This window comes from Curtobacterium sp. PvP017, assembly GCF_054060195.1.
Genome location: NZ_JBSSCY010000014.1, coordinates 1 through 25,348, shown reverse-complemented (window position 1 = coordinate 25,348; position 25,348 = coordinate 1). Strand labels below are relative to the sequence as shown.

24 protein-coding genes and 1 tRNA gene are annotated in these 25,348 nt (G+C 70.7%); 9 read left to right on the top strand and 16 right to left on the bottom strand.

Translation table 11 applies throughout. The features are described 5' to 3' along the window. Nucleotides 1-31: 31 nt before the first annotated feature. Nucleotides 32-2,644: a hypothetical protein gene (locus tag ACVKXF_RS17695; protein WP_456796516.1), complete on the top strand. Its 2,613-nt coding sequence runs from the start codon at nt 32-34 to the stop codon at nt 2,642-2,644. A 62-nt stretch (nt 2,645-2,706) separates the two neighbouring features. Continuing rightward, on the top strand, nt 2,707-3,675 hold the full coding sequence (locus ACVKXF_RS17690; protein WP_456796515.1) for a magnesium transporter CorA family protein: 969 nt from the start codon (nt 2,707-2,709) through the stop codon (nt 3,673-3,675). A gap of 230 nt (nt 3,676-3,905) precedes the next feature. Here the strand turns inward: ACVKXF_RS17690 and ACVKXF_RS17685 are convergent, their stop codons facing one another. Then, on the bottom strand, nt 3,906-5,057 hold the full coding sequence (locus tag ACVKXF_RS17685; protein ID WP_456796514.1) for an SLC13 family permease: 1,152 nt from the start codon (nt 5,055-5,057) through the stop codon (nt 3,906-3,908). Between the two features lie 93 nt (nt 5,058-5,150). Between ACVKXF_RS17685 and ACVKXF_RS17680 the strand changes: the two genes are divergently transcribed. Beyond that, on the top strand, nt 5,151-5,342 hold the full coding sequence (locus ACVKXF_RS17680) for a hypothetical protein (RefSeq protein WP_111085947.1): 192 nt from the start codon (nt 5,151-5,153) through the stop codon (nt 5,340-5,342). Nucleotides 5,343-5,499: 157 nt separating this feature from the next. On the opposite strand, the gene ACVKXF_RS17675 is transcribed toward ACVKXF_RS17680, so the two are convergent. The 4 genes from ACVKXF_RS17675 to ACVKXF_RS17660 form a co-directional block, all read right to left on the bottom strand. Then, a complete protein-coding gene (locus tag ACVKXF_RS17675; protein WP_123313677.1) occupies nt 5,500-6,663 on the bottom strand; it encodes a mechanosensitive ion channel family protein in 1,164 nt (387 codons plus the stop codon). A 107-nt stretch (nt 6,664-6,770) separates the two neighbouring features. After that, entirely contained in the window at nt 6,771-7,685 is a 915-nt protein-coding gene (locus ACVKXF_RS17670; protein ID WP_396288809.1) for a glycine betaine ABC transporter substrate-binding protein, read from the bottom strand. A gap of 14 nt (nt 7,686-7,699) precedes the next feature. After that, nucleotides 7,700-8,674, bottom strand: a complete 975-nt coding sequence (locus ACVKXF_RS17665; RefSeq protein ID WP_456796513.1) for an ABC transporter permease — start codon at nt 8,672-8,674, stop codon at nt 7,700-7,702. Beyond that, entirely contained in the window at nt 8,671-10,011 is a 1,341-nt protein-coding gene (locus tag ACVKXF_RS17660) for a quaternary amine ABC transporter ATP-binding protein (RefSeq protein WP_456796512.1), read from the bottom strand. Before ACVKXF_RS17660 ends, ACVKXF_RS17665 begins: the two co-directional genes overlap by 4 nt. A 432-nt stretch (nt 10,012-10,443) precedes the next feature. Between ACVKXF_RS17660 and ACVKXF_RS17655 the strand changes: the two genes are divergently transcribed. After that, nucleotides 10,444-12,009: an amino acid permease gene (locus ACVKXF_RS17655; protein WP_456796511.1), complete on the top strand. Its 1,566-nt coding sequence runs from the start codon at nt 10,444-10,446 to the stop codon at nt 12,007-12,009. 70 nt (nt 12,010-12,079) lie between these two features. Further along, nucleotides 12,080-12,394, top strand: a complete 315-nt coding sequence (locus ACVKXF_RS17650; RefSeq protein ID WP_148061791.1) for a hypothetical protein — start codon at nt 12,080-12,082, stop codon at nt 12,392-12,394. Between the two features lie 8 nt (nt 12,395-12,402). Here the strand turns inward: ACVKXF_RS17650 and ACVKXF_RS17645 are convergent, their stop codons facing one another. From ACVKXF_RS17645 to ACVKXF_RS17615, 7 genes are all read right to left on the bottom strand, one after another. Further along, on the bottom strand, nt 12,403-13,047 hold the full coding sequence (locus ACVKXF_RS17645; RefSeq protein ID WP_456796510.1) for a PepSY domain-containing protein: 645 nt from the start codon (nt 13,045-13,047) through the stop codon (nt 12,403-12,405). 48 nt (nt 13,048-13,095) lie between these two features. Beyond that, entirely contained in the window at nt 13,096-14,454 is a 1,359-nt protein-coding gene (locus ACVKXF_RS17640; RefSeq protein WP_456796509.1) for a sensor histidine kinase, read from the bottom strand. Then, nucleotides 14,447-15,124, bottom strand: coding sequence for a response regulator transcription factor (locus ACVKXF_RS17635; RefSeq protein WP_123313684.1), 678 nt, complete (start codon nt 15,122-15,124; stop codon nt 14,447-14,449). Before ACVKXF_RS17635 ends, ACVKXF_RS17640 begins: the two co-directional genes overlap by 8 nt. Before the next feature lie 75 nt (nt 15,125-15,199). Continuing rightward, complete coding sequence (locus tag ACVKXF_RS17630; RefSeq protein ID WP_111085956.1) at nt 15,200-15,412, bottom strand: SCO4848 family membrane protein; 213 nt, start codon at nt 15,410-15,412, stop codon at nt 15,200-15,202. A gap of 141 nt (nt 15,413-15,553) precedes the next feature. Further along, nucleotides 15,554-16,480 carry a hypothetical protein gene (locus ACVKXF_RS17625; protein WP_456796508.1) on the bottom strand — a complete coding sequence of 309 codons (927 nt, stop codon included), beginning with the start codon at nt 16,478-16,480 and terminating at the stop codon, nt 15,554-15,556. Beyond that, nucleotides 16,477-16,938 carry an ImmA/IrrE family metallo-endopeptidase gene (locus ACVKXF_RS17620; RefSeq protein ID WP_456796507.1) on the bottom strand — a complete coding sequence of 154 codons (462 nt, stop codon included), beginning with the start codon at nt 16,936-16,938 and terminating at the stop codon, nt 16,477-16,479. The genes ACVKXF_RS17625 and ACVKXF_RS17620 overlap by 4 nt, the downstream gene beginning before the upstream one ends. Continuing rightward, a complete protein-coding gene (locus ACVKXF_RS17615; RefSeq protein ID WP_123313687.1) occupies nt 16,935-17,375 on the bottom strand; it encodes a hypothetical protein in 441 nt (146 codons plus the stop codon). The genes ACVKXF_RS17620 and ACVKXF_RS17615 overlap by 4 nt, the downstream gene beginning before the upstream one ends. Nucleotides 17,376-17,450: 75 nt before the next feature. On the opposite strand from ACVKXF_RS17615, the gene ACVKXF_RS17610 reads away from it, so the two are divergent. Further along, nucleotides 17,451-18,101: a YigZ family protein gene (locus ACVKXF_RS17610; protein ID WP_456796506.1), complete on the top strand. Its 651-nt coding sequence runs from the start codon at nt 17,451-17,453 to the stop codon at nt 18,099-18,101. A 106-nt stretch (nt 18,102-18,207) separates the two neighbouring features. Here the strand turns inward: ACVKXF_RS17610 and ACVKXF_RS17605 are convergent. Continuing rightward, nucleotides 18,208-18,280, bottom strand: a tRNA-Lys gene (locus ACVKXF_RS17605). 93 nt (nt 18,281-18,373) lie between these two features. On the opposite strand from ACVKXF_RS17605, the gene bcp reads away from it, so the two are divergent. Next, on the top strand, nt 18,374-18,844 hold the full coding sequence (gene bcp, locus ACVKXF_RS17600; protein ID WP_456796505.1) for a thioredoxin-dependent thiol peroxidase: 471 nt from the start codon (nt 18,374-18,376) through the stop codon (nt 18,842-18,844). A 73-nt stretch (nt 18,845-18,917) separates the two neighbouring features. On the opposite strand, the gene ACVKXF_RS17595 is transcribed toward bcp, so the two are convergent. Further along, nucleotides 18,918-19,340, bottom strand: coding sequence for a hypothetical protein (locus ACVKXF_RS17595; RefSeq protein WP_123313689.1), 423 nt, complete (start codon nt 19,338-19,340; stop codon nt 18,918-18,920). 260 nt (nt 19,341-19,600) lie between these two features. On the opposite strand from ACVKXF_RS17595, the gene ACVKXF_RS17590 reads away from it, so the two are divergent. Then, nucleotides 19,601-19,849, top strand: a complete 249-nt coding sequence (locus tag ACVKXF_RS17590) for a WhiB family transcriptional regulator (protein ID WP_017888820.1) — start codon at nt 19,601-19,603, stop codon at nt 19,847-19,849. A 348-nt stretch (nt 19,850-20,197) separates the two neighbouring features. Here ACVKXF_RS17590 and ACVKXF_RS17585 read toward each other — a convergent pair whose 3' ends face one another. Further along, complete coding sequence (locus ACVKXF_RS17585) at nt 20,198-21,697, bottom strand: sensor histidine kinase (protein WP_456796504.1); 1,500 nt, start codon at nt 21,695-21,697, stop codon at nt 20,198-20,200. 118 nt (nt 21,698-21,815) lie between these two features. On the opposite strand from ACVKXF_RS17585, the gene ACVKXF_RS17580 reads away from it, so the two are divergent. Beyond that, nucleotides 21,816-22,256 (top strand): Rv3235 family protein, encoded by a 441-nt coding sequence (locus ACVKXF_RS17580; protein ID WP_456796503.1) that lies wholly within the window; start codon nt 21,816-21,818, stop codon nt 22,254-22,256. A gap of 68 nt (nt 22,257-22,324) precedes the next feature. Here the strand turns inward: ACVKXF_RS17580 and secA are convergent, their stop codons facing one another. Continuing rightward, nucleotides 22,325-25,108, bottom strand: coding sequence for a preprotein translocase subunit SecA (gene secA / locus ACVKXF_RS17575; protein ID WP_123313692.1), 2,784 nt, complete (start codon nt 25,106-25,108; stop codon nt 22,325-22,327). Between the last annotated feature and the right edge of the window lie 240 nt (nt 25,109-25,348).

Here is a 25,348-nt window from a genome sequence, read left to right as displayed (position 1 = left end):
CGGCCTCCCGGTCGGAGAGGACCCACCAGCCATGAGCGAGAACCCACCGAACCCGCCCGTTCCGCCCCTCCAGCCGGGACAGCCGGGCCAGCCGGGCCAGACCGCGCCGGGCGCCCCGCAGCCGTCCGAAGCCTTCGGCCGTCTGCTGCGGTCGGTGACCGGCCGCGACTGGCTGGCGTCCGTGCTCGCCGCCGTCGGCGGCTGGGTCGCCGCCTACGTCGTGGCCGCGATCTCGTTGCTCCTCACCGTCGCCGTGCTCGCGGCCGGCGGATCGGGATCCGCTTCCGTCGGATCGGGATCGACCGGCAGCACGCCCGACCTCGGCTCCGGGAGCACGCCCGACGTCCAGTCGCTGCTCTCCGGGGTCAGCGTCCTGCTCGGCACGCCCGCCCAACTGGTCGCCCTCGCCGACCTGGGCCGTCTGCACCTGTCCGGCTCGATCGGCTTCCTCGGGTCGGGGTCCGGCGCGCTCGCCGTCGTCCCGGTGCTCGTGCTCGCGGCACAGGTCGTGCTGGCCGTCGTCCTCACCCGTCGGATCCGCAGCCGCGACCTCGGGCGCACCCCGATCGTGCTGACCGCCGTCCTGTCCGGGCTGGTGACCACGGTGTTGACCAACGCCGCCGCGGGCATCCTGGCCATCCGGTTCCCCGCCGTCCCGGGCGCCGCCATCGACCCCGTGCACGCGGTCGGCCTCGGCAGCATCCTCGGCGCCTTCGTGATCGGCGCACTCGCCGCGGTGCTCGCACGTCCGTCGGCGCTCCTCGGCCGGAACGTGTTCGCCGGTCGTGTCCTCGGCACCCTGCGCGTCGCGGCGTCCCAGCTCACGGTGCTCGTCGTGCTGGTGACCGTCGTCGTCATCGTCGTCGCCCTGATCGGGCAGCCCTCGTGGGGTGCGGCGCTGCCGGTGCTCGTCGGCAACGTCGCGGTCGCCCTCACCGCCCTCGGGTTCCTCGGCGGCGTCGGGCTGTCCGGCTTCGGCTCGGCCGGGAGCACGGCGTCGGTCTTCGGCGGCGCCGGCGGCTGGACCTGGCTCGTCGTCCTGCTCGTCGTCGTGACCTCGGTCGTCGCGGGCCTCGCGCTCGCCGTCCGCCGCAACGACCGGTTCCGCACCACGCTGGACTGGGTCGTGACCCCGGTCGTCTGGTTCGCCCTGGGGCTGCTGCTCTTCGTGCTCGGCACCGGTCTGGTGTCGTACCAGGCGACGGGCGTCAGCGCGGTCAGCGGCAGTGGTTCGGTCGGGATCGCCCCGTGGACGCCGCTGGTGTTCGCCCTCTGGGGCGGCGCGATCGAGGCCGTGGCACGGTACCTCGCACCCGTGCTGATCCCCCGCCTCGGCGGTGGCGTCGTGCTGCGGACGTCGCGCCTCGTCGGTGCCGACCCGCGTCCGGCGGCCGCGCCGGTGTTCCCGGCAGCGGGATCGCCGGCCCCCGGCACGTCCCCGGTGGCGGGATCGCCCGCACCCGGCACGTACCCGCCCGCCGGTTCGGCTGCGCCCGGCACGTACCCGCCCGCCGGCTCGGCTGCGCCCGGCACGTACTCGCCTGCCGGTGCGGCTGCTCCGGGGGCGTTCCCGGCCCCGACCGCGGACCCGACCGGCGCGGCGTGGTCGGCGACCCCCGGTGTCGGCCACCCCGGCCAGCCCGCGCAGCCGTTCGTCGGCGGTGGTGCGCCCGCACCCGCTCCGATGTCGCCGCGCGCCAAGAAGATCCTGGTCCGCTCGCTCATCGCCGGCGGCGCCGTGGTCATCGTCGTCATCGCGGGCGCCGTCACCACCGGGGTGCTCCGCGCCAACGTGTGGGGTCCGGCCCCGACCGTGAAGTCGTACGTGCAGGCCATCGCGAGCGGTGACGCGGACGCCGCCGCACGACTCAGCGAGGTGCCGTCCGACGCCGCCATGCTCGACACCGCGGTGCTGAAGAGCGCGAAGGACCGCCCGTCGGACATCCGCGTCGGCCGCGTGTCGACGAGCGGTGACAGTGCCCTCGCCACCGTCAGCTACACCCAGGACGGGAAGAACCGCTCCGGCCAGGTCAGCCTGCGGCGCACCGGCACCTCCTTCCTGGTGAAGGACGAGTGGCGCGTCACCGAGCCGCTCGCCCAGACCGTCACCCTGACCGCGTCCGAGGTGCTCGAGGGCGCCCCGGTGACGGTCGGCGGCAAGGAGATCGGCGAGATCAGCGACGGCCGGTTCACCTCCCTCGCCTACCCCGGCACGTACGAGGTCGAGGTCGGCGGGACGAAGTACTTCACCGGCGGCACCGAGCAGGTGTCGGTCGGCGCGACGTCCTCCGGGTACGTCGACTTCTCGCCGACCGCGACGAAGGCGCTGCAGCAGGACGCCGAGCAGTACGTGGCCGACCTGATCGACGACTGCGCCACGAAGACCGACCTCAGCGCGCTGAGCGGGTGCCCCTGGTACGGCCCGTACGACGCCGACGGCGCCGTACGCTACGACGTCACGACGATGCCCGAGGTCGAGGTCGAGGCCTCCGCTTCGGGCACGGTCATGGTGCAGAGCACGAAGGACGGCGTCGTCGAGTACGACTACACCTCGTACTTCGGGGACAAGGAGCACGGCGAGGACAGCTTCGACGTGAACCAGTACCTGAAGGTGGAGGACGGGAAGCTCGTCTCCGCGTACTGACGCACGCACCACGACGGCCGGCCTGGGATCCCCGGGCCGGCCGTCTCACTAGGCTGACGCGCATGGTCAGGACACGGGCGTGGCGGGGCGGCGACGCGACGGAGCAGGACTTCCCGGTCGACCGGATCTCGGACGTCATCGCCGACTCGGGCATCGTCTGGGTCGACTACACCGACCCCACGCACGCCGACCTCGAGCAGGTCGAAGCGGAACTCGGCATCCACGCCCTGGCCGTCGAGGACGCCGTCGAGCACGGCCAGCGCGCCAAGCTCGACCGCTACCGGGACAGCCTGTTCCTGGTCGTCTACGACGTCGGCGGGCTCGGCGACGACGGCGAACTCGTCACGCACGAGGTCAAGGCGTTCGTCACCGAGCACGCCCTCGTCACCATCCACGGCGCCGACGTGGACACCTCGGCGATGGAGCACCGGCTCACGGCGAACGCCGACATCGCCGGCCACGGGGTCCCGTGGCTCGTGTGGGCACTGCTCGACGCCGTCGTCGACCACGCCACCGACACCGTCGAGGACATCGAACGGCGCATCGACGACCTCGAGGACGACCTGTTCGAACGGGGCAACGCCCGCGAGCAGCAGATCCAACGCAGGTCGTTCCGTCTGCGCAAGGCCCTCGGCGTGCTCCGGCGCCTCGTCGTCCCGACCCGCGACAGTGTCGCCTCGCTGCTGCACGGCGACGCGGAGACGATCGCGGACGGCATCCGACCGTACTTCCGCGACGTCGAGGACCACCTGGTGTCGATCTCGGACTCCGTCGAGCAGCTGCGCGACGCCGTCTCGAGCGTCCTGGACACGAACCTCAACCTGTCGTCGAACCGACAGAACACCGTGATGAAGAAGGTGACGAGCTGGGCCGCGATCATCGCCGTGCCCACCGCGATCACGGGCGCCTTCGGCATGAACGTCGCGTTCCCCGGCGAGGGGCACTGGTCCGGTCTGTCCCTGGCCGTCGGTCTCGCCGGGGTCTCGTCGCTGCTGCTCTACGTCTCGTTCAAGCGGCGCGACTGGCTCTGACCGCCCGCAGCCGTCGCACGGTGCGAGGTTGTTCGGCCGGTGCGAGCTCGGTCTGTTGACCGCTGCGGATGAGAAGGAACGGCACCGTGCAGGCTTCGCTGCGCCGTGCACGACTGACCGCACCGTGCGCCACGACGAGCTCGCACCAGGCAGCCGGCACCGCACCGAACGACCGAACGCGCACGGTGCGATCGGCACCCACGGTGCGATCGAGGACCGGCGACCCCGCCTCAGATCGCGAGCGCGAGCACCCCGGCGACCACGGTGAGCGGCGCCGCGACGCACCCGAGCGCCATGTACTTCCCCCACGACAGGTGCACGCCCTCGGCCGACAGCCGTGCGTGCCACAGCAGGGTCGCGAGCGACGCCCACGGAGTCACGAGGCACCCGGCGTTCACGCCGATGAGGAGCGCGGCGTACCGTACGGCCTCGTGCCCGGCGGCCGGCTCGAGCACCAGGTACGCGGGCAGGTTGTCGATCGCGTTCGCCGCCACCGCTCCCCCGCCGCCGAGCAGCAGGAGGGGCCCGGTCCCGGTGCCGTCGCCGAGCGCCTGCACGAGCGGGTCGGTGAGCCCCGTGCTGTGCAGGGTCTCGACGACCACGAACAGCCCGGCGGCGAAGAGCAGCGTCGACCACGGCACGCGCGACGGCCGGAGTTCGGCCGGCGACCGGAAGGCCGCGACGACGACGAGCACGAGGGCACCGGCGACGGCCGCGATCCACACCGTCACCCCGGCGGTCAGCGCCACGACGAGCGCGACGAGCACGGCCGACGCCGCCCAGAACGACACCGGGTCGGACGGACGGCGCACCGAGACCGGCGTGTAGCGCCCGAAGAGCTTGCCGCGGAACACCACGAGCAGGACGACGCACGGCACGACGACACCGGCGACCGCCGGCCAGGCCATCAGCCCGGCGAAGGGCAGCGGGCCGCCCAGACCCATCCGGTCGACGGCGAGCAGGTTCGTCAGGTTCGACACCGGCAGCAGCAGGGACGCGGTGTTCGCGAGCCAGACGGTGGTCAGCGCGAAGGGCATCGGCGGCAGACCCACCCGCCGTGCCAGCGAGATCACGATCGGGGTGAGCAGCACCGCGGTGGTGTCGATGGACAGGAACACGGTGCAGAGCACGGCGAGGACGACGACCGCACCCCACAGCCCGATCGTGCGTCCGCCGCCGACCCGCGCGGCGACGTCGGCGAGTCGGTCGAACACGCCGGCGTCCGCGGCGAGCTCGGCGACGATCGTCAGCCCGAGGACGAACCCGAGGACGGGAAGGACCCGCTCGGCCAGGACCCCGAGGTCGTCGAGCGGCAGCAGCCCGAGGGCGACGCAGACCGCGCCGATGACGAGCAGCACTGCTCCGATGACGGCCTGACGCACGGGCGCTCCTCCACGAGTGCGCCGGGCAGGGTGTCCGGCGGCGCTCCAATGTACTGACCGGTAGCGTTGGGAGCACGACAACAGGAGGCCTCTGTGCGCAAGTTCATGTTCAACGGTGCGGTGTGGAGTTCGCTCATCAGCGGCTACAGCGTGCTCCAGACCACCCGCCAGGGACCCCGCGACTGGCGGCTCGCCCTGACGTGGGTCGCGTGGATCGCGACCACGATCGTGGCGATCGGCACGGTGGTCGAGGACGACCGCGCCGTCAAGGCGCGCCAGCCGTAGGTCGCGACCAAACGACGGACGGGAGGCCCGTGGCGGATCCGCCACGGGCCTCCCGTCCGTCGTCAGCCCCGTCCACGGCACCTGGTTCCGGACACGGAACCACGCGATTCCGCGGTGCTGTGTCCGGAACCTGGTTCTGCAGCGGAGGACCCGCCCGTCAGCGCTCCGACGGCGGGATGTCGGACGTCTGGATCGGGCCGGTGAAGAGCGCCGCGCGGTCCTCCTGACCCGGCGCGAACAGCGCCGAGTCGGCAGCGGTCGACGCCGTGCGCCGCCGCGGCGCCGTCTCGTCGACCATGAGCACGCGTTGGACCGGCAGGGCGTCGGGGTGGGTGCGCTGGATCCACTCGACGAGCTCCTCGCGGATGTAGCAGCGCAGGTCGAACAGCGACGGGGCGTCGTGCGACGTCGCGAGGACCCGCACCCGCACGTACCCCTGCACCGCGTCGGTCACCTGCAGCACCTTGACGCGGCGGTCCCACAGTTCGGTGCGGTCGAGGATGCGGTCGAGCTCCTCGCGCATCTCCCCCGGCCGGACCCGCCAGTCCAGGTCCATCTCGACGGCGCCGAGCAGTTCGCTGTTCGTGCGCGTCCAGTTCTCGAACGGCGTGCTCGTGAAGTACGTCGACGGCAGCACGAAGCGCCGGTCGTCCCACAGGTGCACGACCACGTAGGTGAGGGTGATCTCCTCGATCCGCCCCCACTGCTGCTCGACCACGACGACGTCGTCGACGCGGATCGACCCGGAGAACGCGAGCTGCATGCCCGCGAAGACGTTGCCGAGCGTCGACTGCGCTGCCAGACCGGCGACGACCGAGATGAGTCCGGCGCTGGCGAGCACGCTCGCGCCCGCCGCCTCGACGCCGTCGAAGGTGAGCAGGATCGCGCCGACGGCGATGATGACGAGGACGGCGACGGTCAGCCGTCGGATGATCAGGACCTGCGTGCGGATGCGGCGAGCCTGCCGGTTGTCGGGGACGTCGATGCGGAACCGGTGCAGACCGAGGTCCTCGAGGAAGATCGCGATCTGGCACGCCAGCCAGCAGCCCACGGCGATCGTGACGATCAGGAAGCCGTGCACGACCTCGTCGCGCCACGGGTACGCGTCGGCGTCGCGCGGGACGCTCGAGGTGAACGCGATCCAGAGCAGGACCACGAGCAGGGTGGTGCGGAACGGGTGCTTCGCCCGCCGCGAGAGCACGCCGGCCCACCGTTCCCGGCGCGCGATCGTCCGGAGCACCAGGTGCAGGACGACCGCGGCGGCGGCGGTGATGAGGAGGGCGAACCCGATCGCGACGAGGAGTCGGAGGAGGATGTCCATCCCTCCATCGAAGCAACGCACGACAGCCGTCGTTCAGGAACCCGGCCACGCACACGACGAGGCCCGGTGCGCACGACGCGCACCGGGCCTCCTGTCCGACCTGCTGACTACTCGCCGGACGTGAGCGAATCGACGAAGTCCTGGTGCTCGGAAGCCCACTTCTCCGTGATCGCGGGGTACTCACTGGCCTTCGCGCCGCTGTTCACGAGCGCGTTCTCGAGCGAGTAGAGGGTGTCGGAGTCCATCGCGAAGTCCTCCATCCACTTCGACGCCTGCGGGAACTCGTCGGCGAAGTCCTTCTTGGCGATCGTGTGGATCTCCTCGTTCTTGCCGAGCGCACCCTTCGGGTCCTTCAGGTCCTTGATCGGGAAGGCGTCGTACGCCCAGTGCGGACGCCACAGCGTCACGACGACGTCCTCCTTCTTCGCGATCGAGGCCTTGAGGTCGGCGAGCATCGCCGGCGTCGAGCTCGTGATGAAGTCCATGCCGTCCAGCCCGTACTGCGGGATGACCTGCTCGGACACGACCTTCGTCTCACCGGCCGCGGGCTCGATGCCGATGATCTTGTTGCCGAAGTCGGACGCGTGCGCCTTGAGTTCGTCGATCGAGTCGATGTCCGAGTACTCCGGCACGGCGAGTTCCAGGGACGCCTGTTCGTTCCAGGCGCCGAGGTCCGTCAGGTCCTTGCCGTACGTGTCCATGTACTCCTTGTGCGTGTTCGGCAGCCAGGTGTCGAACACGACGTCGTAGTCGCCGGATGCCAGGCCCGTGTAGGCCGGTGCGACGTCGGAGTTCGTCAGCTGGACGTCGTAGCCCTTCTGCTCGAGCACGTACTTCCAGAGGTAGCTGGCGGCGGTGTCCTCGTCCCAGCCGTTGAAGACGACGACGTGCATCGACTTCTGGTCGCCGTTGTCGACGGTGCCGGAGGCCCCGTAGTACCCGGGCGGCATGCACGCGGACAGGCCGACTGCGGTGGCGACGGCGAGGACGGCCGCCGCGAGGGTGCGCTTGGTTCGCTTCATGATCTGTTCCTTCCTCACGCGTCGACGGTCTGGCGGTCGCTGACCGCTTCGGTGGTGGCGGCGGTCTGCGCGGTCGCCGCGTTCGGCGTCGCGGTCACGGTGGGCTTCCGCTTGCGCTTCCAGGGCCGGGAGGCACCACTCGCGTCACCGCCGAGCGCTGCGGTCAGACGGTCCAGCAGGATCGCCAGGACCACGACCGACAGACCGGCCTCCGCCCCGAGACCGACGTCGATGCGGTTGAGCGAGGCGACGATCTGCTCGCCGAGTCCGCCGGCGCCGACCATGCCGGCGATGACGACCATCGAGAGCGACAGCATGATGACCTGGTTGACGCCGGCCATGATGCTGGCCTTCGCCAACGGCAGCTGGATCTGGCGCAGGATGCGCCACGGGCTCGACCCGAAGGCGGCACCGGCCTCGACGACCTCGCTCGGGACGCCGCGGATGCCGAGCTCGGTGAGCCGGACGCCGGGGGCCATCGCGAACACGATCGTCGCGACGATGCCGGGGACGACGCCGACGCGGAACAGCAGCAGCGCCGGGATCAGGTAGACGAACGCCGGGGTCGTCTGCATGAAGTCGAGCACCGGGCGGATGATCCGGCTCGCGGCGTCGGACCGGGCGGCCCACACCCCGAGCGGGATGCTGAGGACGACGGCCAGGCCGGCTGCGACGACGACGAGCGCGAGGGTGTTCATCGCGTTCGTCCACTGCCCGACACTGACGATGAACAGCAGACCGATCGCGGCGCCGAGCGCGAGCTTCCAGCCCTTCGCCAGGAACGCCAGCACGACGAGCACCGCGACGACGACCCAGAACGGCGGGGTGGACAGGAAGTACTCCATCCACGCGTCCATCCACGTGAACACGTAGCGGACGACGTCGAAGAAGCCGGACAGGTAGGTGGTGATCCAGTCGACCACCGCGGCGACCCAGGTGCCGAGGGGCAGGTGGAAGTCGCCGAAGGAGTTGGTACCGGGGGTGATCATGCGTGGTCTCCTTCGGCGAGGGTCGAGTCCATGTCGGAGTCGGAGATGCGGGTGACCGGCTCGAGCACCGGGATCGGCATGGTCGACGTCGGCACGTTGCCGAGCGCGGCCAGCAGCGTGACGCGCGGCACGACGCCGAGCAGGCGCCCCTCGTCGTCGACGACGGCGATCGGCAGGGGCGACTCGACGGCGAGCTCGAACAGGTCGGTGAGCGCGGTGTCGGGTGCGACCCGGGCGTACTCGGTGTTCACGATCGCGTCGAGGTTCGTGTCGCCGGCCTTGACCTGGCGCATCACGTGGCGGTCCCGGACCCAGCCCTCGAGCTTCCGGCCCCGGCCGGTGACGAAGAGCGCGGCGGTCTGCAGGTCCCGCATGGTGCGCAGCGCGCCACGGGGACCGACGGTGAGCGGGACGGTGGCGCGTGCCGGTTCCATGACGCTGGCGGCGGTGAGCACGCGGGCGCGGTCGACGTCCTGCACGAACTGGGCGACGTAGTCGTTCGCCGGGTCGGTCAGGATGTCCTCCGGCGTCCCGATCTGCACGATCCGGCCGTCGCGCATCACGGCGATCCGGTCACCGAGGAACATCGCCTCGTTCAGGTCGTGCGTGATGAAGACGATGGTCTTGCCGAGCCGCTGCTGCAGGTCGACGAGCTGCTCCTGCATCTCGCGGCGGATCAGCGGGTCGAGTGCGCTGAACGCCTCGTCCATGAGCAGGACGTCGGTCTCGGCGGCGAGGGCGCGGGCGATGCCGACGCGCTGCTGCATGCCGCCGGACAGTTCGTCGGGCTTCGCGTCGGCCCAGACGTCCAGGCCGACCAGGTCGATGACCTCGCGGGCCTTCGCGAGCCGGGTGGCCTTGTCGACGCCGTTCACCTCGAGCCCGAACGCGACGTTCTCGAGCACGGTGCGGTGCGGCAGCAGGGCGAAGTGCTGGAACACCATCGACACGCTGGACCGACGGATGTCGCGGATCCCCTTCGGCGTCGCGCCGGTGACCGTCCGGCCGCCGATCTCGACGCTGCCGGCGGTGGGCTCGAGCAGGCCGTTGAGCATCCGGATCAGGGTCGACTTGCCGGAGCCGGACAGCCCCATGACGACGAAGATCTCGCCGGGTCGGACGTCGAAGGACGCGTCGATGACCGCGGCCGATCCCTGCTCGCGGACCTCGTCGCGGGTGGCGCCGGCGGCGAGGCGTCGGACGGCCTCGGCGGGTCGGCGGCCGAACACCTTGTAGACGTCGCGGACGCTGACCGCCGGCGACGCGGTGGCGTCCGGAGACGTGCTGGTGGGGTCCGGCGACGGGGTGTGCCGGCTCTCGGGTGGTGCGATGGACAACTGATCTCCTCGCGTCGCCACGGCGGACGGAGCGCGCGTGCGGCGACGGTGTGGTTGCGAACGGGTCGCCCGGGACGGTGCGCGCGGCCACGTCGAGCCCCGCGCAACGGCGCAGAGCGAGCGATCACGCACGCGGGGACCACGCTCGGGGCGGTCCCGGTCCGGCCGACCGTACGGCCCCGGCGCTGCTGGCCGTGGACGCGTCCTGGTCGTCGTGTCCCCGGCCAACGGGCCTGTGGGGACGTTCAAACCTACCGGTGTCCTGTCCCCCGATCACAATCGGCGTCCGCCGGAATCCGGGCACCGATGTACCCCGTCACCGGCGTGTCGCCCACGCACACGGGGATCGGGATCGTGACCGTCTCGTTACAGATCAGCTCGTTCGGAGGTTTGTGTGCCGCCCCGGTTCCACGCGCATGTAGGTTGTCGCGCATGACAGCGCAGAACGACACGGGCGTGAACCGAGCCCCGGCGAACGACTTCTCGCACGAGCAAGAGGGCTACCAGCACGGACTGAAGCCCCGGCAGTTGCAGATGATCGCGATCGGTGGGGCCATCGGCACCGGACTCTTCCTCGGTGCAGGTGGACGACTCCACACCGCGGGCCCTGCGCTCGCGCTGACCTACCTGATCTGCGGCATCTTCGCGTTCTTCATCCTGCGCGCCCTCGGCGAGCTCGTGCTGCACCGCCCGTCGTCGGGGTCGTTCATCTCGTACGCCCGTGAGTTCTACGGCGAGAAGTTCGCGTACGCCGCCGGCTGGATGTACTTCCTGAACTGGGCGATGACCTCGATCGTCGACACCACCGCCGTCGCGATCTACCTGCAGTACTGGTCCGCCTTCACCGCTGCACCCCAGTGGCTCCTCGCGTTGATCGCCCTGATCGTCGTGCTCGCCGCCAACATGGTCGCGGTCAAGGTGTTCGGCGAACTCGAGTTCTGGTTCGCCCTCATCAAGGTCGCCGCGCTCGTCGCGTTCCTCGTCGTGGCGATCATCTGGCTCGTCTTCGCGTTCCCGGTCGAGGCCGGTGGCGAGGCCGTCCGGACGGGCTTCTCGATCTGGGGTGACAACGGCGGGCTGTTCCCGAACGGGCTGCTCCCCGCGGTCATCGTGATCCAGGGTGTCGTCTTCGCGTACGCGGCGATCGAGCTCGTCGGCACGGCCTCCGGTGAGACGCAGAACACCGAGAAGGTCATCCCCCGCGCCATCAACTCGGTCGTGTTCCGCATCGCGGTCTTCTACGTCGGGTCGATCATCCTGCTCTCCCTGCTCCTGCCGTACACCGCGTACAAGGAGGGCGAGAGCCCGTTCGTGACGTTCTTCTCGTCGCTCGGCAACCCGCAGGTCGGGTCGATCGTCGGCGGCATCATGAACTTCGTCGTGCTCACGGCAGCCCTGTCCTCGCTCAACGCCGGCCTGTACTCGACCGGTCGTGCGCTGCACTCGATGGGAATGAACGGCTCGGCGCCGAAGTGGACCACCAAGATGTCGAAGGGCGGTGTGCCGTACGCCGGCATCCTGCTCACCGCCGGCTTCACCGTCGCCGGTGTCGTCCTGAACTACTTCGTCCCGAGTCAGGCGTTCGAGATCGCGCTGAACATCGCGAGCCTCGGCATCATCACGGCGTGGGGCACGATCATCCTCTGCCAGATGCGACTCCGGTCGTGGGCGAAGCAAGGGCTGGCGAAGGAGCCGTCCTTCAAGCTGCCCGGTGCCCCGGTGACCGCGTGGCTCACCCTGGCGTTCCTGGCGTCCGTGATCGTCCTGATGGCCATCGACTACCCGGTGGGCACCTACACGATCGCGTCCCTGGTCATCGTGATCCCGCTGCTCGTCGTCGGCTGGTTCCTGCAGCGCGACCGCATCCTGCGCATCGCGTCGCTCCGAGAGGGCGTCACCGGTCCGTACCCGATCGGGGTGCGCGACCCGGCGAACCAGGTCCGTCGTGACGGCGACGGTGGCGGCACCGAGCACGACGGGTCCGGCGACTCCGCCTGATCTGTCCCCGGAGCGCAGCACGGTCCTCGCGGAGTGCAGTGGGTCCGGCACCCGTCGGTACGATCGGCGGGTGCCGGACCGCTCTGTCTCCCCTGCGTCTGTTCCACCCACCCTCGATCTCCAGCTGAGCTGGCGAGGCGCGTACGGACGCCTGCGGGTGTTCCCCGACCGCCTCGAGGCAGAGACCGACTACCAGCGTGCGGCCCGGGTCTCCGTGCCGATGGACGCGGTGTCGGGGTGGCGCCTCGGGCCGTGTGACGAGGACGCCGTGTGCGTCGAGTTCGTCACCGGACCGGAGACGTTCCGCGTGCTGCTCGACACCTCGGACGAGCAGCTCGCCGCGCTGGCGGTCCGGAAGGTGCTCGGGCCGCCGCTTGCCGACTGACGGTCGGGTCAGTCGTCGGTGTCGACCTGGTCGGTGACGACGTCGCCCGAACCGGCGTCGATCCGGACGCTGTGCTTCGTCCCGGACCCGTCGACGACGTCACCCTCCCAGACCACCTTGCCCAGGTGGTCGTCGAGGCCGAGCTCGGTGATCGACCCGGCGTGCAGGTCCTCGAAGGCGCTGACGGCCTTGCTGACGTCGAGGTCGGCCGCTGCGACGAACCGCTCGTGCTCGGCCCGGTCGTCGGCGTCCGCGGTCTCGGTCTGCGGGGTGCCCGTCACACCGGTGCCGTCCGCGTCGGTGTGCACCTCGTGCTCGGTGCCGTCCTTCGTCACGACGAGGACCTCGTAGGCGCTGCCGCGCTGCTCCTGCTCGACCGAGATCACGGTGCCGGACCCGACGCTCTTCCGCGCGGTCGCGACCGCGGCCAGCAGGGCGTCGTTCGACGCGGCGGAGGCCGCGGTCGTGGAACCCCCGCCGGTGGCGCCGGTGGTCGACGACCCGTTCGAGGACGAGGCGGCGGAGTCGGACGAGCCGTCGGCCGTGTCGTCGGAGGAGCAGCCGGTGAGGGCGAGCGCGGCCACGACCGGCAGGGCGGCGAGGGCGGCGACGCGGCGGGCGGAGGGCTTCTGGAGCTGGGTGCGGAAGGTCATGGGACGAGCATGTCGTCGGGGTGCTGAAGCAGACCTGAAGCCGCCTGTTCAGCCGCCGAGTGCGATGCGGACCACGAAGCGCGCCCCGCCGAGCGGGGACTCCGTCACCGTCGCCTCGCCGCCGTGCGCCCCCACGGCGTCCCGCACGATCGCCAGGCCGAGGCCGGCACCACCGGCGTCACGGCTGCGGGCTTCGTCGAGCCGGACGAACCGCTCGAACACCCGGTCGCGCTCGCCCGCGGGGACCCCGGCACCGTCGTCGTCGACCGTCAGCACCGCAGCGCCGTCCTGTTCGACGAGCGCCACCGTGACGCGTGACACGGCGTGCCGGACGGCGTTGTCGACGAGGTTGCGGACCACCCCCGTCAGAAGCCGTTCGTCGCCGAGCACGCGCGCGGCGGAGATCCCCGAACCGTCGACCCGGATCGTGCTGTCGTCGGTCGCGCCGGCCGGCACCCGTGCCCGCGCCCGCGCGACGGCGCCGAGCGCGAGGTCGTCGAGGTCCACGGGGCGTCGCGTGCCGGTGCCGCCCTCGTCGAGCCGCGACAGCTCGAGCAGCCCGGTCACCAGGTCCTGCAGCCGCACGGCCTCGGCGCGCACGACGTCGGAGAACTCGCCGACGTCGGTCCGGTCCGGGTGTGCGGCGGCGACCTCGGCGTGCTGGCGGATGGACGCGATGGGCGACCGCAGTTCGTGCGACGCGTCGGAGACGAACCGCCGCTGCCCGGCAGCCGACCGGTCGAGACGGTCGAGCATGGCGTTCATGGTGGTCGCGAGCCGGGCGATCTCGTCTCCGGTGTCAGGCACGACGACGCGGGCGTCCGGCTGGGCAGCGCGGATCGTCTCGACCTCGGTCCGCATCCGTTCCACCGGCCGCAACGACCGCCCGGTCACGGACCAGGTCACCACCCCGAGCACGAGGACGAGGACCGGTACCCCGACGGCGAGGAGCACGACGGCGGTCCGGATCGCGGTGTCGGTCTGCTCGAGGGAGACGCCGTACACCAGGGTCGCCTCACCCCCACCGGGCAGGTCGACGTCGTCCGAGACGAGCAGCCAGCGTTCACCGTCGTGCGACCACCGGGACTCGTCGGCCGTGGACAGCGCCGGGGCGTCGGCGTCCTCGCCGTGCGCGAGGACCGAGCCGCCGTCACCGATCACCTGCACCAGGACGTCCTCGTAGTCGGTCACCGCCCCGGCGCCGTCGGACTCGACCCGTGAGGACACCTGTTCGAGCCCGGCCTCGGCAGCGGTCCGCACGCCGTCGAGCAGCACCAGGCGGAGGACGACGACGAAGCCCACGGCACCGACGACGAGCGCTGCGAGCACCACGACGCCCGCGCCGAGCGTCGTCCGTGCGCGGACGGACCGGAACCGCCGGGGACGGGTGCGACCGCGGTCAGCCACCGTCGGCTCCCAGCCGGTAGCCCGCACCGCGGACGGTCTCCAGCGACGTCCGGCCGAACGGCCGGTCGAGCTTGCGGCGGAGGTGCCCGACGTACACCTCGACGATGTTCGGGTCGCCCTCGAAGTCGACGTCCCAGACGTTCTCGATCACCTCGCGCTTCGAGCACACCTGCCCGGCGCGTCGGGCGAGGTACTCGAGCACCGCGAACTCCCGGCTGGTCAGGTCGACGACGGTCCCCGCACGCGTCACCGACCGCGCGGCGGGATCGACGACGAGGTCACCGACCGTCAGCACCGTCGGACGCTCCCGCGCACCACGGCGGACGAGCGCACGCAGGCGGGCGACGAGGACCGGGTGCGAGAAGGGCTTCGTGACGTAGTCGTCGGCACCGGCGTCGAGGGCGTCGACCTGGTCCCACTCGCCGTCCTTGGCGGTGAGCATGAGCACCGGCGTCCAGTCCTGGTCGGCCCGGAGCTGCGCGCACACCGCCCATCCGCTCATCCCCGGCATCATCAGGTCGAGGACGATCGCGTCGTACCGGAACTCGCGGGCGTGCCAAAGACCGTCGACACCGTCGTGGGCGACGTCCACGGCCCACCCCTCGGCCTCGAGGCCACGACGGACGCCGTCGGCGAGCCGTACCTCGTCATCGACCACCAGTACGCGCATGGCGACGATCCTGCCGTGCGCCGCTGAAGCAGCGCTGAAGCGACGCCCGACGCCCGACGGCGGACGGCGGACGGCTCAGACGAGCAGCAGGATGCCGGCGACGACCGCGGCCACGGCGATCGCGAGCGCGATGAGCAGCAGCACGAGGTGCACCGTGTAGAACGTCGTCGGCTTGCCCGCGGCGTCACGTGCGCGGGTGTCCTTCGCGACGCGCTGGAAGAAGCGCGGCCAGGTGACGACGTTGAAGACGGCACCGATGAACAGGACGACTGCGGCGAAGACGAGCACCGTCCGAGTCTAGACAACGAGTGTCGGTGGTGCTCGGCCGCCCCCAACGCGGCCGAGACCCACCCGACGGGCCACAGGATCTGTAGCACTTGCTACAAACCCTACACGGGCGTCCGCGGACCGTCGAGCCACCCGTTCGGGCTACGCGGCGTCGAGTGCCGCTTCGGCCTCGGCGAGTGCTGCCCGCTCGGCATCGGTCAACGACGCACGCGACCGCCGGAGCCCGTCGTTGACCTCGACGATCGCGCGGCTCAACCGCGTGGCGGGGTCGTCCGTCGACGGGTAGGCGTTGTCCGCGCCGATCCGCTCGTGCAGTGGTGCGAGACGGCGCAGCGCCGCATCGACCCGCCGGGTGCGGCGACGTCGCGAGACCCGGTGCCCGATCACCAGCAGCAGCATCCCCGTCGAGACGCAGATCACGGCGCCCGGCGTGGTGACGTCGTACGGCAGCGCGAGGGACCGCATCCGGTCCAGGTCACCCAGGACGTGCGCCAGGTCCATGACCACGACGACCACCATCCGGACGACCCCGAGCACGCCGCCGAGCACCAGCACCCACAGCCCGACCAGGTCCGTCGTCGTCCGTGCCTCGCGCAACCGGAGGACGCAGATGAACCCCGTCGCGCCGAGCGCCACCCCGAGGTACAGGGTCTGTGCGATCGAGTAGACCGTCGCGGCCGGGTGCGATCCGGCGTCGAGCATGAACGTCGTCGTGGTGGCGGGCTTGTCCAACACCGTGAAGGCGACGACGACCACGATGACGACCGCGGCGAACGACACCACGATCGCGTTCCGGAGCCACGGCCGAGCCGCTCCCACCGCCTTGGCCACGCCCCACAGCAGCGTGCTCGTGCCGGCGACCATCAGGCAGTCGCTGACCACCGTCACGACGTTGAGGCCACCGAGCAGCGGATCGAGCCCGCGGTACAGCGGATCGACGTTCGTGACGATGGTGGCGGCGAACAACAGGAACGTCACCGCCAGGGTGCGGTCCTGCCCGCGCTGCAGGACGAAGAGCGCGATCGTCCCGGCGATGAGCAGCACCGCCTGGACGACGGCGACGATCACCCGAAGACCCCGCGGAAGGCGCTCGGACGACCCCGGTGACGTCGGATGTGCGTCGCGAGCTCGTCGGCGAAGACCTCGGCCTCGTGCTCGTACGTGTTCGAGAACATCCCCCGCGCCAGGGCCCGCTCGACCTTGTACTCGGGCAGGTCCGGGATGACGTCGCGGATGTACGCCGACTGCGGTGCGTGCTCCTGGTGTCGGTGCAGGACGTGGCCGAGCTCGTGCCCGATGACGAACGCCCGGAAGGTGGGCGACGCGGTCGGCGAGATCATGATCAGGTGCGCGTGCTCGAGCGTCGCGACGAAGCCGCAGACGGGTTCCGTCGCGAGGAACGCCTCTTCGCGGACGACGATCGGCTTGTCGACGACGACCGCAGCGGCCGCGACGGCCTGGTCGACGTCGGACCACTCCTCGGCCGCACCGCGCGCCCAGAAGGACTCGAGCAGCGGGTCGGTCATGCCACGCTCCCGCGCTGTGATTCCTCCTCGAGCACCTCGGCGATGCGCCGCAGCGCCTCGGGTGAGAGCTCGCCGGGGAAGGTGCGTGCGGCGAACCCGCTCACGCGGGCAGAGCGCAGCGAGCGGACGAGGGCGAGCTGCGCACCGATGCGCTCGGGGACGTCGCTGTCCTCGAGCAGGAAGCGCTCGTCGACCTCGAAGAACCCGGCGAGGAGCCGCAGGAGCTCGGTGTCGCGGTTCCGTCGGCCGTCGCCGGAGAGCATGTAGGTCCACTTCGCCCGCGAGAGCGAACCACCCCGGCTGGCGACGTACTCCTCGATCGAGGCGAACGGCACCGGGGTCCCGCGCTGGGACTCCTCGAAGTCGAGAAGCAGGTTGATGCGCCGTGCGAGTTCGGCGGCGTCCAGGACCCCGCCCCTCGGATCACCGGTCTCCATGTCGGACTCCTCCCCAGCCGTGCGTGCACGACATCGTAGCGCGGCGGACACGGTGCACGCCGTTAGCCTCGGGGCATGGCCCGCAGCTTCCCGTCGACGATCGCCGAACCGGTCGAGCACGAGATCGTCATCACGAAGTCGCGGTTCGTCACCACGGTCGCTCCCATCTCGGACGTGGCGGACGCCGAGCGCGTCATCGCCGAGGTGAAGCGCCGGTACTGGGACGCCCGGCACAACTGCACCGCGATGGTCACCGGCACGCTCGGCGACCAGGCACGGTCGTCGGACGACGGCGAGCCCTCGGGCACGGCGGGCGTGCCGATGCTCGAGGTGCTCCGGCGCCGCGACCTCACCGACGTCGTGGCGGTCGTCACCCGGTACTTCGGCGGCGTGAAGCTCGGCGCCGGCGGACTCGTCCGCGCCTACTCGAGCTCGGTCTCCGAAGCCCTGGACACCGCCGCGCTCGTCCGACGCGAGGCGCTCACGCAGGTGCACTTCGACGTCCCACACGCCGAGGCCGGCCGGCTCGACAACGTCCTGCGCGACTGGGTCCGGCACCACCACGCATCCCTCGGTGCGACGGTGTACGGACCTGCGGCGACGTTCGAGGTCTGGGTGCCCGCCGACGCGCTGCCGACCCTGACCGCGGACCTCGCAGCAGCCTCGGCCGGTGCGGTCGACCTCGTCGTGGGCAAGGAACGGATCGTCGACGTGGCCGCCGACTGAATCCGACCGCCGGACGCACCTCGGGCGTGTCCCGCTCGGAACCCGTCCACACCCCGTGAACGCACGAAGGCCCCGACTCGATGAGTCGGGGCCTTCGTGATTGCGGTGCACCCCCTCGGACTTGAACCGAGAACCCACTGATTAAGAGTCAGTTGCTCTGCCAATTGAGCTAGAGGTGCATGTTCCGGCTTCCGTGCCGCAACGGGAATCAACAATAGCATGGGTTCTGCGTGCTCACGACCACTCGTGGGCACGGAGCGAACAGGAGCACCATGACCGACCGTCTCGCCGCCGGCGACACCGCCCCCGACTTCACGCTGCCGGACCAGGACGGCGCCGAGCACTCGCTCGCCGCACTGCGCGGCAAGAAGGTCATCGTGTACTTCTACCCGGCGGCGTCCACCCCCGGGTGCACCACCGAGGCCTGCGACTTCCGCGACAACATGTTGTCGCTGCAGGCAGCCGGCTACGAGGTGCTCGGCGTCTCGAAGGACGAGCAGGCAAAGCTCAAGACCTTCCAGCACGAGCAGGCGCTCACGTTCCCGCTGCTCAGCGACCCGGACCTCGCGGTGCACAAGGCGTACGCCGCGTGGGGCGAGAAGAACAACTACGGCAAGATCGTGACCGGCACGATCCGCTCCACGATCGTCGTCGACGAGGACGGCACCGTGCAGCTGCCGCTGTACAACGTCAAGGCGACCGGACACGTGGCGAGCCTGCGGAAGAAGCTCGGCCTGGTCTGAGGACCGGACCACAGCGAGACGGGAGGCGCGGTGCCAGCTGGCACCGCGCCTCCCGTCCGTCTGTCGCTCGCGTCTACTCCACGGGACGCGCGAGCGCGGCCGTCACCGACCGCGACAGCACGAACGTGATGCCGAGCAGTGCCGGGATCAGCAGGACCCAACCGACCGCCGGTTCACGGAAGACGCCCTGGAACGCGCCGATCGCGATGGCGCCCTGCAGCACCTGCCAGACGATGATCCCCGAGCGCACCCACGCGCGCCGCTTCCACAGGCCGTTCAGCAGCGCACCGAGCCAGAGCGCCGCGACGGCCGACAGGATCGTCAGGGCGATCCCGGAGGCCAGGCTCGACGCCGGTGCGACGATCAGCTCGACGACGAGCACGACGGTGACCACGACGAGCGCCGCGAACTCGAGACCGACCACCACCAGCAGGCCGATCAAGGCGCGTGAACGTGGCTCAGGACGGTCGACCGCGGTCGGGTCGTCATCGTGCACAGTGATCCTCCAGCATCGGAACCCTTGATTTGCCCCTACCAGTATGGAACGATATTCGAGGTCGTTTGGACGGCACGATGTGGTGTGCGTCTCCCGTGGTTCGTCGCTCCTCCCCCGAGCGTCACGCGGGCGTCAGACTCGCTTCCAGCGGACTCCTCCCCACAGTTGTCCCCTCATGCCTCATGCATGGTCAGCGTTCCGATCCCCCGAACCCCGGCCCCGGCCTGCCGTTCGAGCATCGACATCAAGGAGCACCACACATGGACTGGCGTGACAAGGCAGCTTGCCTCACCGCGGACCCCGAGCTCTTCTTCCCCGTCGGGAACACCGGGCCCGCCGTCGATCAGATCGAGAAGGCCAAGTCGGTCTGTGCGCGCTGCACGGTCACCGAGATGTGCCTGCAGTACGCACTCGAGAACAACCAGGACTCCGGTGTCTGGGGTGGCCTCAGCGAGGACGAGCGTCGTGCGCTGAAGCGTCGCGCCGCCCGCGCCCGTCGCGCTTCCTGACCCGGTCCCGCCTGACGCACTGACGCCCGCCGTCCCCTCGGGAACGGCGGGCGTCGTCGTGCGCTTGGCGCGCGGGGCGGCGCGGGACTCGGGACTCGGCGCGGCACGCCGTGCGCTGGCCCTCGGGGTTCCACGACATGCCGCGCGCTGTCCGTCGAGGTTCCGCAACACGCGCGATCGCACGCCGAGATGCGCAGATCTCGGAACCTCGGCGCGGCGGCGGGTGCCCCGCAGTGGCGGGGGCGCCCATGCGCGCCCCCGCAGGGGCATTGCGCCCCGAAGAGCCGGGGCGCAATGCCCGTGAGCGGGCGCGAACCCGACGCGCGACTCCCGCGGCGCGCCCCGGGGCTAGGCGGTGGCGGTCAGCCAGCGGAACGGGATGGTGATCGTCACCTCGGTGCCGCTGCCGGTCAAGGTGTGCCAGTCGATCGTGCCGCCGAGCTCGCCCTGGATGAGCGTGCGGACGATCTGGGTGCCGAGGCCCGACCCGACCTTCCCCTCGGGCAGACCCACGCCGTTGTCGCGGACCTCGATCTCCAGGTGGTCGTCGAAGCGGCGGGCGACGATCTCGACCTCGCCGTCGCGGCCGTCCAGCCCGTGCTCGACGGCGTTCGTGACGAGCTCGGTGAGCCCGAGCGCGAGCGGTGTGGCGGCCTCGGACGGCAGCACGCCGAACTCGCCGGTCTTCTTCGGGTGCACGGTCGTGTTGTGCGACGCGGCGACCTCGGTGACGAGCTTGAGCACCGAGTCGAACACGTCGTCGAAGTCGACCGTCTGGCTCAGGCCGCTCGACAGCGTGTCGTGCACGACCGCGATGGCGGCCACCCGGCGCATCGCGTTCTGCAGCGAGGTCCGCGCCTCGTCGGAGTGCGTGCGACGGGCCTGGATGCGGAGCAGGGACGCCACCGTCTGCAGGTTGTTCTTGACGCGGTGGTGGATCTCGCGGATCGTCGCGTCCTTGGTGATGAGCTCGCGCTCCTGGTGCCGGAGCTCGGACACGTCACGGCAGAGCACGATCGCACCGATGCGGTCGCCGTGGTCGCGGAGCGGGATGGACCGCAGCGACACCGTCACGCCCTTCGACTCGATGTCGGCCCGCCACGGAGCACGACCGGTGACGACGAGGGGCAGGGACTCGTCGACGTCGAGCTGCGCGCCGATGAGTTCGGTGGTGACCTCGGCGAGGGACTTCCGCTCCAGCTCGCCCTCGAAGCCCATGCGGTTGAAGGCGCTCAGGCCGTTCGGGCTGGCGAAGGTGACGACGCCGGCGGTGTCGAGGCGCAGCAGACCGTCACTGGCCCGGGGAGCACCACGGCGCGGGCCGGCCGGTGCACCGAGGTCCGGGAAGTCACCCGTCGCGATCATGCCGAACAGGTCGTTCGCGCTCGCGGTGAAGTTGAGTTCCTGGCGGCTCGGCGTCCGCATCTCGTCCTGGTTGGAGTGCCGGGTGACGACGGCGATGGGCCGCTCGGTGGTCTGCGCGCTCTTGGCACTGAGGCGCCGAAGCACCGGGATCGCGCGGACCCGGGTGGGGGTGTCCTCGTACCAGTCGGGCTCGGCGGAGTCGACGACGCGAGACCCGGCGAAGCTCTCGGTCACCTGACCGCGCCACTCCTCGCGGATCTCCTGCCCGACGATGTCGCGGTAGAACAGCGTCGCCGCGGAACTCGGACGGGCGTGCGCGACGGCGACGAACGAGCCGTCCTCGGCGGTCGGCACCCACAGGACCATGTCGGCGAAGGACAGGTCGGCGAGGAGCTGCCAGTCCCCCACGAGCAGGTGGAGCCACTCCACGTCGGCTTCGGAGGAACGGCCTTGCGCGAGGACGAGGTCACTGAGGGTCGACACCCCGCCAGTCTAGGTGCGCCGACTTGTGGAGAAGGTCGCACTCTCCACAGGGCCGGAGGCTCCGTATTTCGCATGTTGCACGCCCCATACGCTCGCTCCAGCAACGGAAGGGGCAGGGGTGGCAGAGCAGGCACGCCGGATCGACCACACGACGACGACGGCGCACGCGCCGCCACTCACGATCGTCCGGCCGCCACCGGCCGAGGAGCCGGTGAGCGGCCCGCCGGACCCCGCCGAGACCGCCCGCGCACTGGGCTTGTGCGTCGCGGAGGTGTTGACCGGGTCGCGCGAGGTCGACAGCATCGCCCGGTGGATCACCGACGACGTCCACCGTCACCTGCAGCAGCGCGCAGCGGTGGCCGCGCACGCACGTTCGGTGCACCGTCGGTCGCGGGCGCGGCCCGTGCTGCGGGTGAGCAGCGTGCTCGTCTGCCGACCGGCCGTCGGGGTCGCCGAGGCCACCGTCGTCGTGCACACGCGCAGTCACGCGCGCGCGGTGGCGATGCGGTTGGAGACGCGGCACGGCAAGTGGCGGGCGACCGCGATCGGCGTCCTGTAGCGGGACCGGAACGGACGGGAGGCACGGTGCCAGCTGGCACCGTGCCTCCTGTCCGTCTCGCGCGGACGCTAGTTCTTCTTCGACGCCTGCCGACGCTCGGCGCGGTTGCCCGCCGCGGCGGCCTGGCCGGAGGCCGTGGCCGCGTTGCCGAACGCGGAGCCCTGCTCGGGCTCGGCAGCAGCCTCGGCCTCGGCCTGGGCCTGCTGCGCGCGCGCCGTGGCGGCCTGCTCGAGGCGACCCTTCTCGTCGCGGACCTCGACCTCGCCGTCGATCGACGGCGCCGAGTACTCGAGGCCGGAGACCTCGTCCTCACCGAGACCCTTGGCCTCGATCACGGCGTTCTCGCCGTCGGACTGCACCTGGACCTCGAGGTTGAACAGGTAGCCGACCGACTCTTCGCGGATCTGGCCCATCATCGTCTGGAACAGTGCGTAGCCCTCGCGCTGGTACTCGACGAGCGGGTCGCGCTGCGCCATCGCGCGGAGGCCGATGCCGTCCTTGAGGTAGTCCATCTCGTACAGGTGGTCGCGCCAGCGGCGGTCGATCACCGACAGGACCACGCGGCGCTCGAGCTCGCGCATGGCCTCGTCGCCGAGGAGTTCCTCACGCTGCTGGTACGCGAGCTTGGCGTCGGACAGGATCTCGCGGCCGAGGAAGTCACGCGACGCCTTGCCCTTCGAGCCGGCCTCGGTGATGACCTCGTCGATGGAGATCGAGATCGGGTAGAGCGTGCCGAGCTCGGTCCACATGGCGTCGAGGTCCCAGTCGTCCGGCGAGCCCTCACCGGTGTGGGTGTCGATCACGTCGTCGATGACGGCCTTGAGGAACGACTGCGCACGGTCGTGCAGGTCGTCGCCCTCGAGGATGTGACGACGGTCGCTGTAGATCGCCTCGCGCTGGCGGTTCAGGACGTCGTCGTACTTCAGGACGTTCTTGCGGATCTCGGCGTTCCGGCCCTCGACCTGCGCCTGGGCGGAACGGATCGCACGGCCGACGAGCTTGTTCTCGATCGCCAGGTCGTCCGGCACGTTCGAGCGGCCCATCAGGCTCTCGGCGGCACCGGAGTTGAACAGGCGCATCAGGTCGTCGGTCAGCGACAGGTAGAAACGGCTCTCGCCCGGGTCGCCCTGACGGCCGGAACGACCACGCAGCTGGTTGTCGATGCGGCGGGACTCGTGACGCTCGGTGCCGAGGACGTAGAGCCCACCGGCCTCGCGGACCTTGTCGCCCTCGACCTCGACCTCGGCCTTGACGCGCGCGAAGACCTCGTCCCACGCGGCCTCGTACTCGTCGGGGGTCTCGGTCGGTGACAGGCCCTTGGCGTGCATCTCCTGCACGGCGAGGAACTCGGAGTTGCCGCCGAGCATGATGTCGGTGCCACGACCGGCCATGTTCGTCGCGACGGTCACGGCGCCGAGGCGACCGGCCTGGGCGACGATCGCCGCTTCACGCGCGTGGTTCTTCGCGTTGAGGACCTCGTGCTTCACGCCCTTCTTGGCGAGGAGCTTCGACAGGTACTCGGACTTCTCGACGCTCGTGGTGCCGACGAGGACGGGCTGGCCCTGCTCGTGGCGCTCGGCGATGTCCTCGGCGACCTGTTCGAACTTCGACTTCTCGTTCTTGTAGACCAGGTCGGTCTGGTCGATGCGCTGCATCGGCTTGTTCGTCGGGATCGGGACCACGCCGAGCTTGTAGGTCGACATGAACTCGGCCGCTTCGGTCTCGGCGGTACCGGTCATGCCGGAGAGCTTCTGGTAGAGCCGGAAGTAGTTCTGCAGCGTGACGGTGGCGAGGGTCTGGTTCTCCGCCTTGACCTCGACGCCCTCCTTCGCCTCGATCGCCTGGTGGATGCCCTCGTTGTAGCGACGGCCCATCAGGATGCGGCCGGTGTGCTCGTCGACGATGAGCACCTCGCCGTTCATCACGACGTAGTCCTTGTCGCGCTTGAACAGGGCGACGGCCTTGATGGAGTTGTTCAGGAACGAGATGAGCGGGGTGTTCGCCGACTCGTACAGGTTGTCGATGCCGAGGTAGTCCTCGACCTTCTCGATGCCGGGCTCGAGCACACCGACGGTGCGCTTCTTCTCGTCGACCTCGTAGTCCTCGCCCGGGGTCAGGCGCTTCGCGATCGAGGCGAACTCGGTGAACCACCGGTTGGCCTCGCCTGAGGACGGGCCGGAGATGATGAGCGGCGTGCGGGCCTCGTCGATGAGGATCGAGTCGACCTCGTCCACGACGGCGAAGAAGTGGCCACGCTGCACCATGTCGGAGGCCTGCCACGCCATGTTGTCGCGCAGGTAGTCGAAGCCGAACTCGTTGTTCGTGCCGTAGGTGATGTCCGCGGCGTACTGCTCGCGGCGCTCGGCCGGCGTCTGGTTGGCGATGATGCAGCCGGTCGTCATGCCGAGGGCGCGGAAGACGCGGCCCATGATCTCGGACTGGTACGAGGCCAGGTAGTCGTTGACCGTGATGACGTGCACGCCGCGCGACGGGATCGCGTTGAGGTAGGCCGCCGTGGTCGCGACGAGGGTCTTGCCCTCACCGGTCTTCATCTCGGCGATGTTGCCGAGGTGCAGGGCCGCGCCGCCCATGAGCTGCACGTCGAAGTGCCGCATGCCGAGGGTGCGCTTCGCTGCTTCCCGCACGGCGGCGAACGCCTCGGGCAGCAGGTCGTCGAGGGTCTCGCCGTTGGCGTACCGCTCGCGCAGCTCCTTCGTCTCGTCCTGGAGTTCCTCGTCGGTGAGGCTCGAGAAGTCGTCCTCGAGGTCGTTGATCGCCGAGGCGTACGCCTTCAGCCGGCGGACGGTGCGTCCTTCGCCGATGCGGAGGACCTTCTCCAGCACGTTTGCCACGTGAGCTCCTTACGGGGTCGTCGTGCGCGACCTGCGCGCCCGATCGACCAGTCATGCTAGCAACCCACCGGTGCCGTGCGCTGTGAGGGACGTCGGCGTGGGAACAGCGGTGTGGGGGGGGCGCGCGCCGGGGGCGCCCCCCCGGGGGGGCGGGGGGCGGGGGCGCGCGGGCCGGGCCCGCGGGCGCGGGGGCGGGGGGCGCCCCCCCCGGGGGGCCGGGGGGGGGGGGGCGGGCCCGGA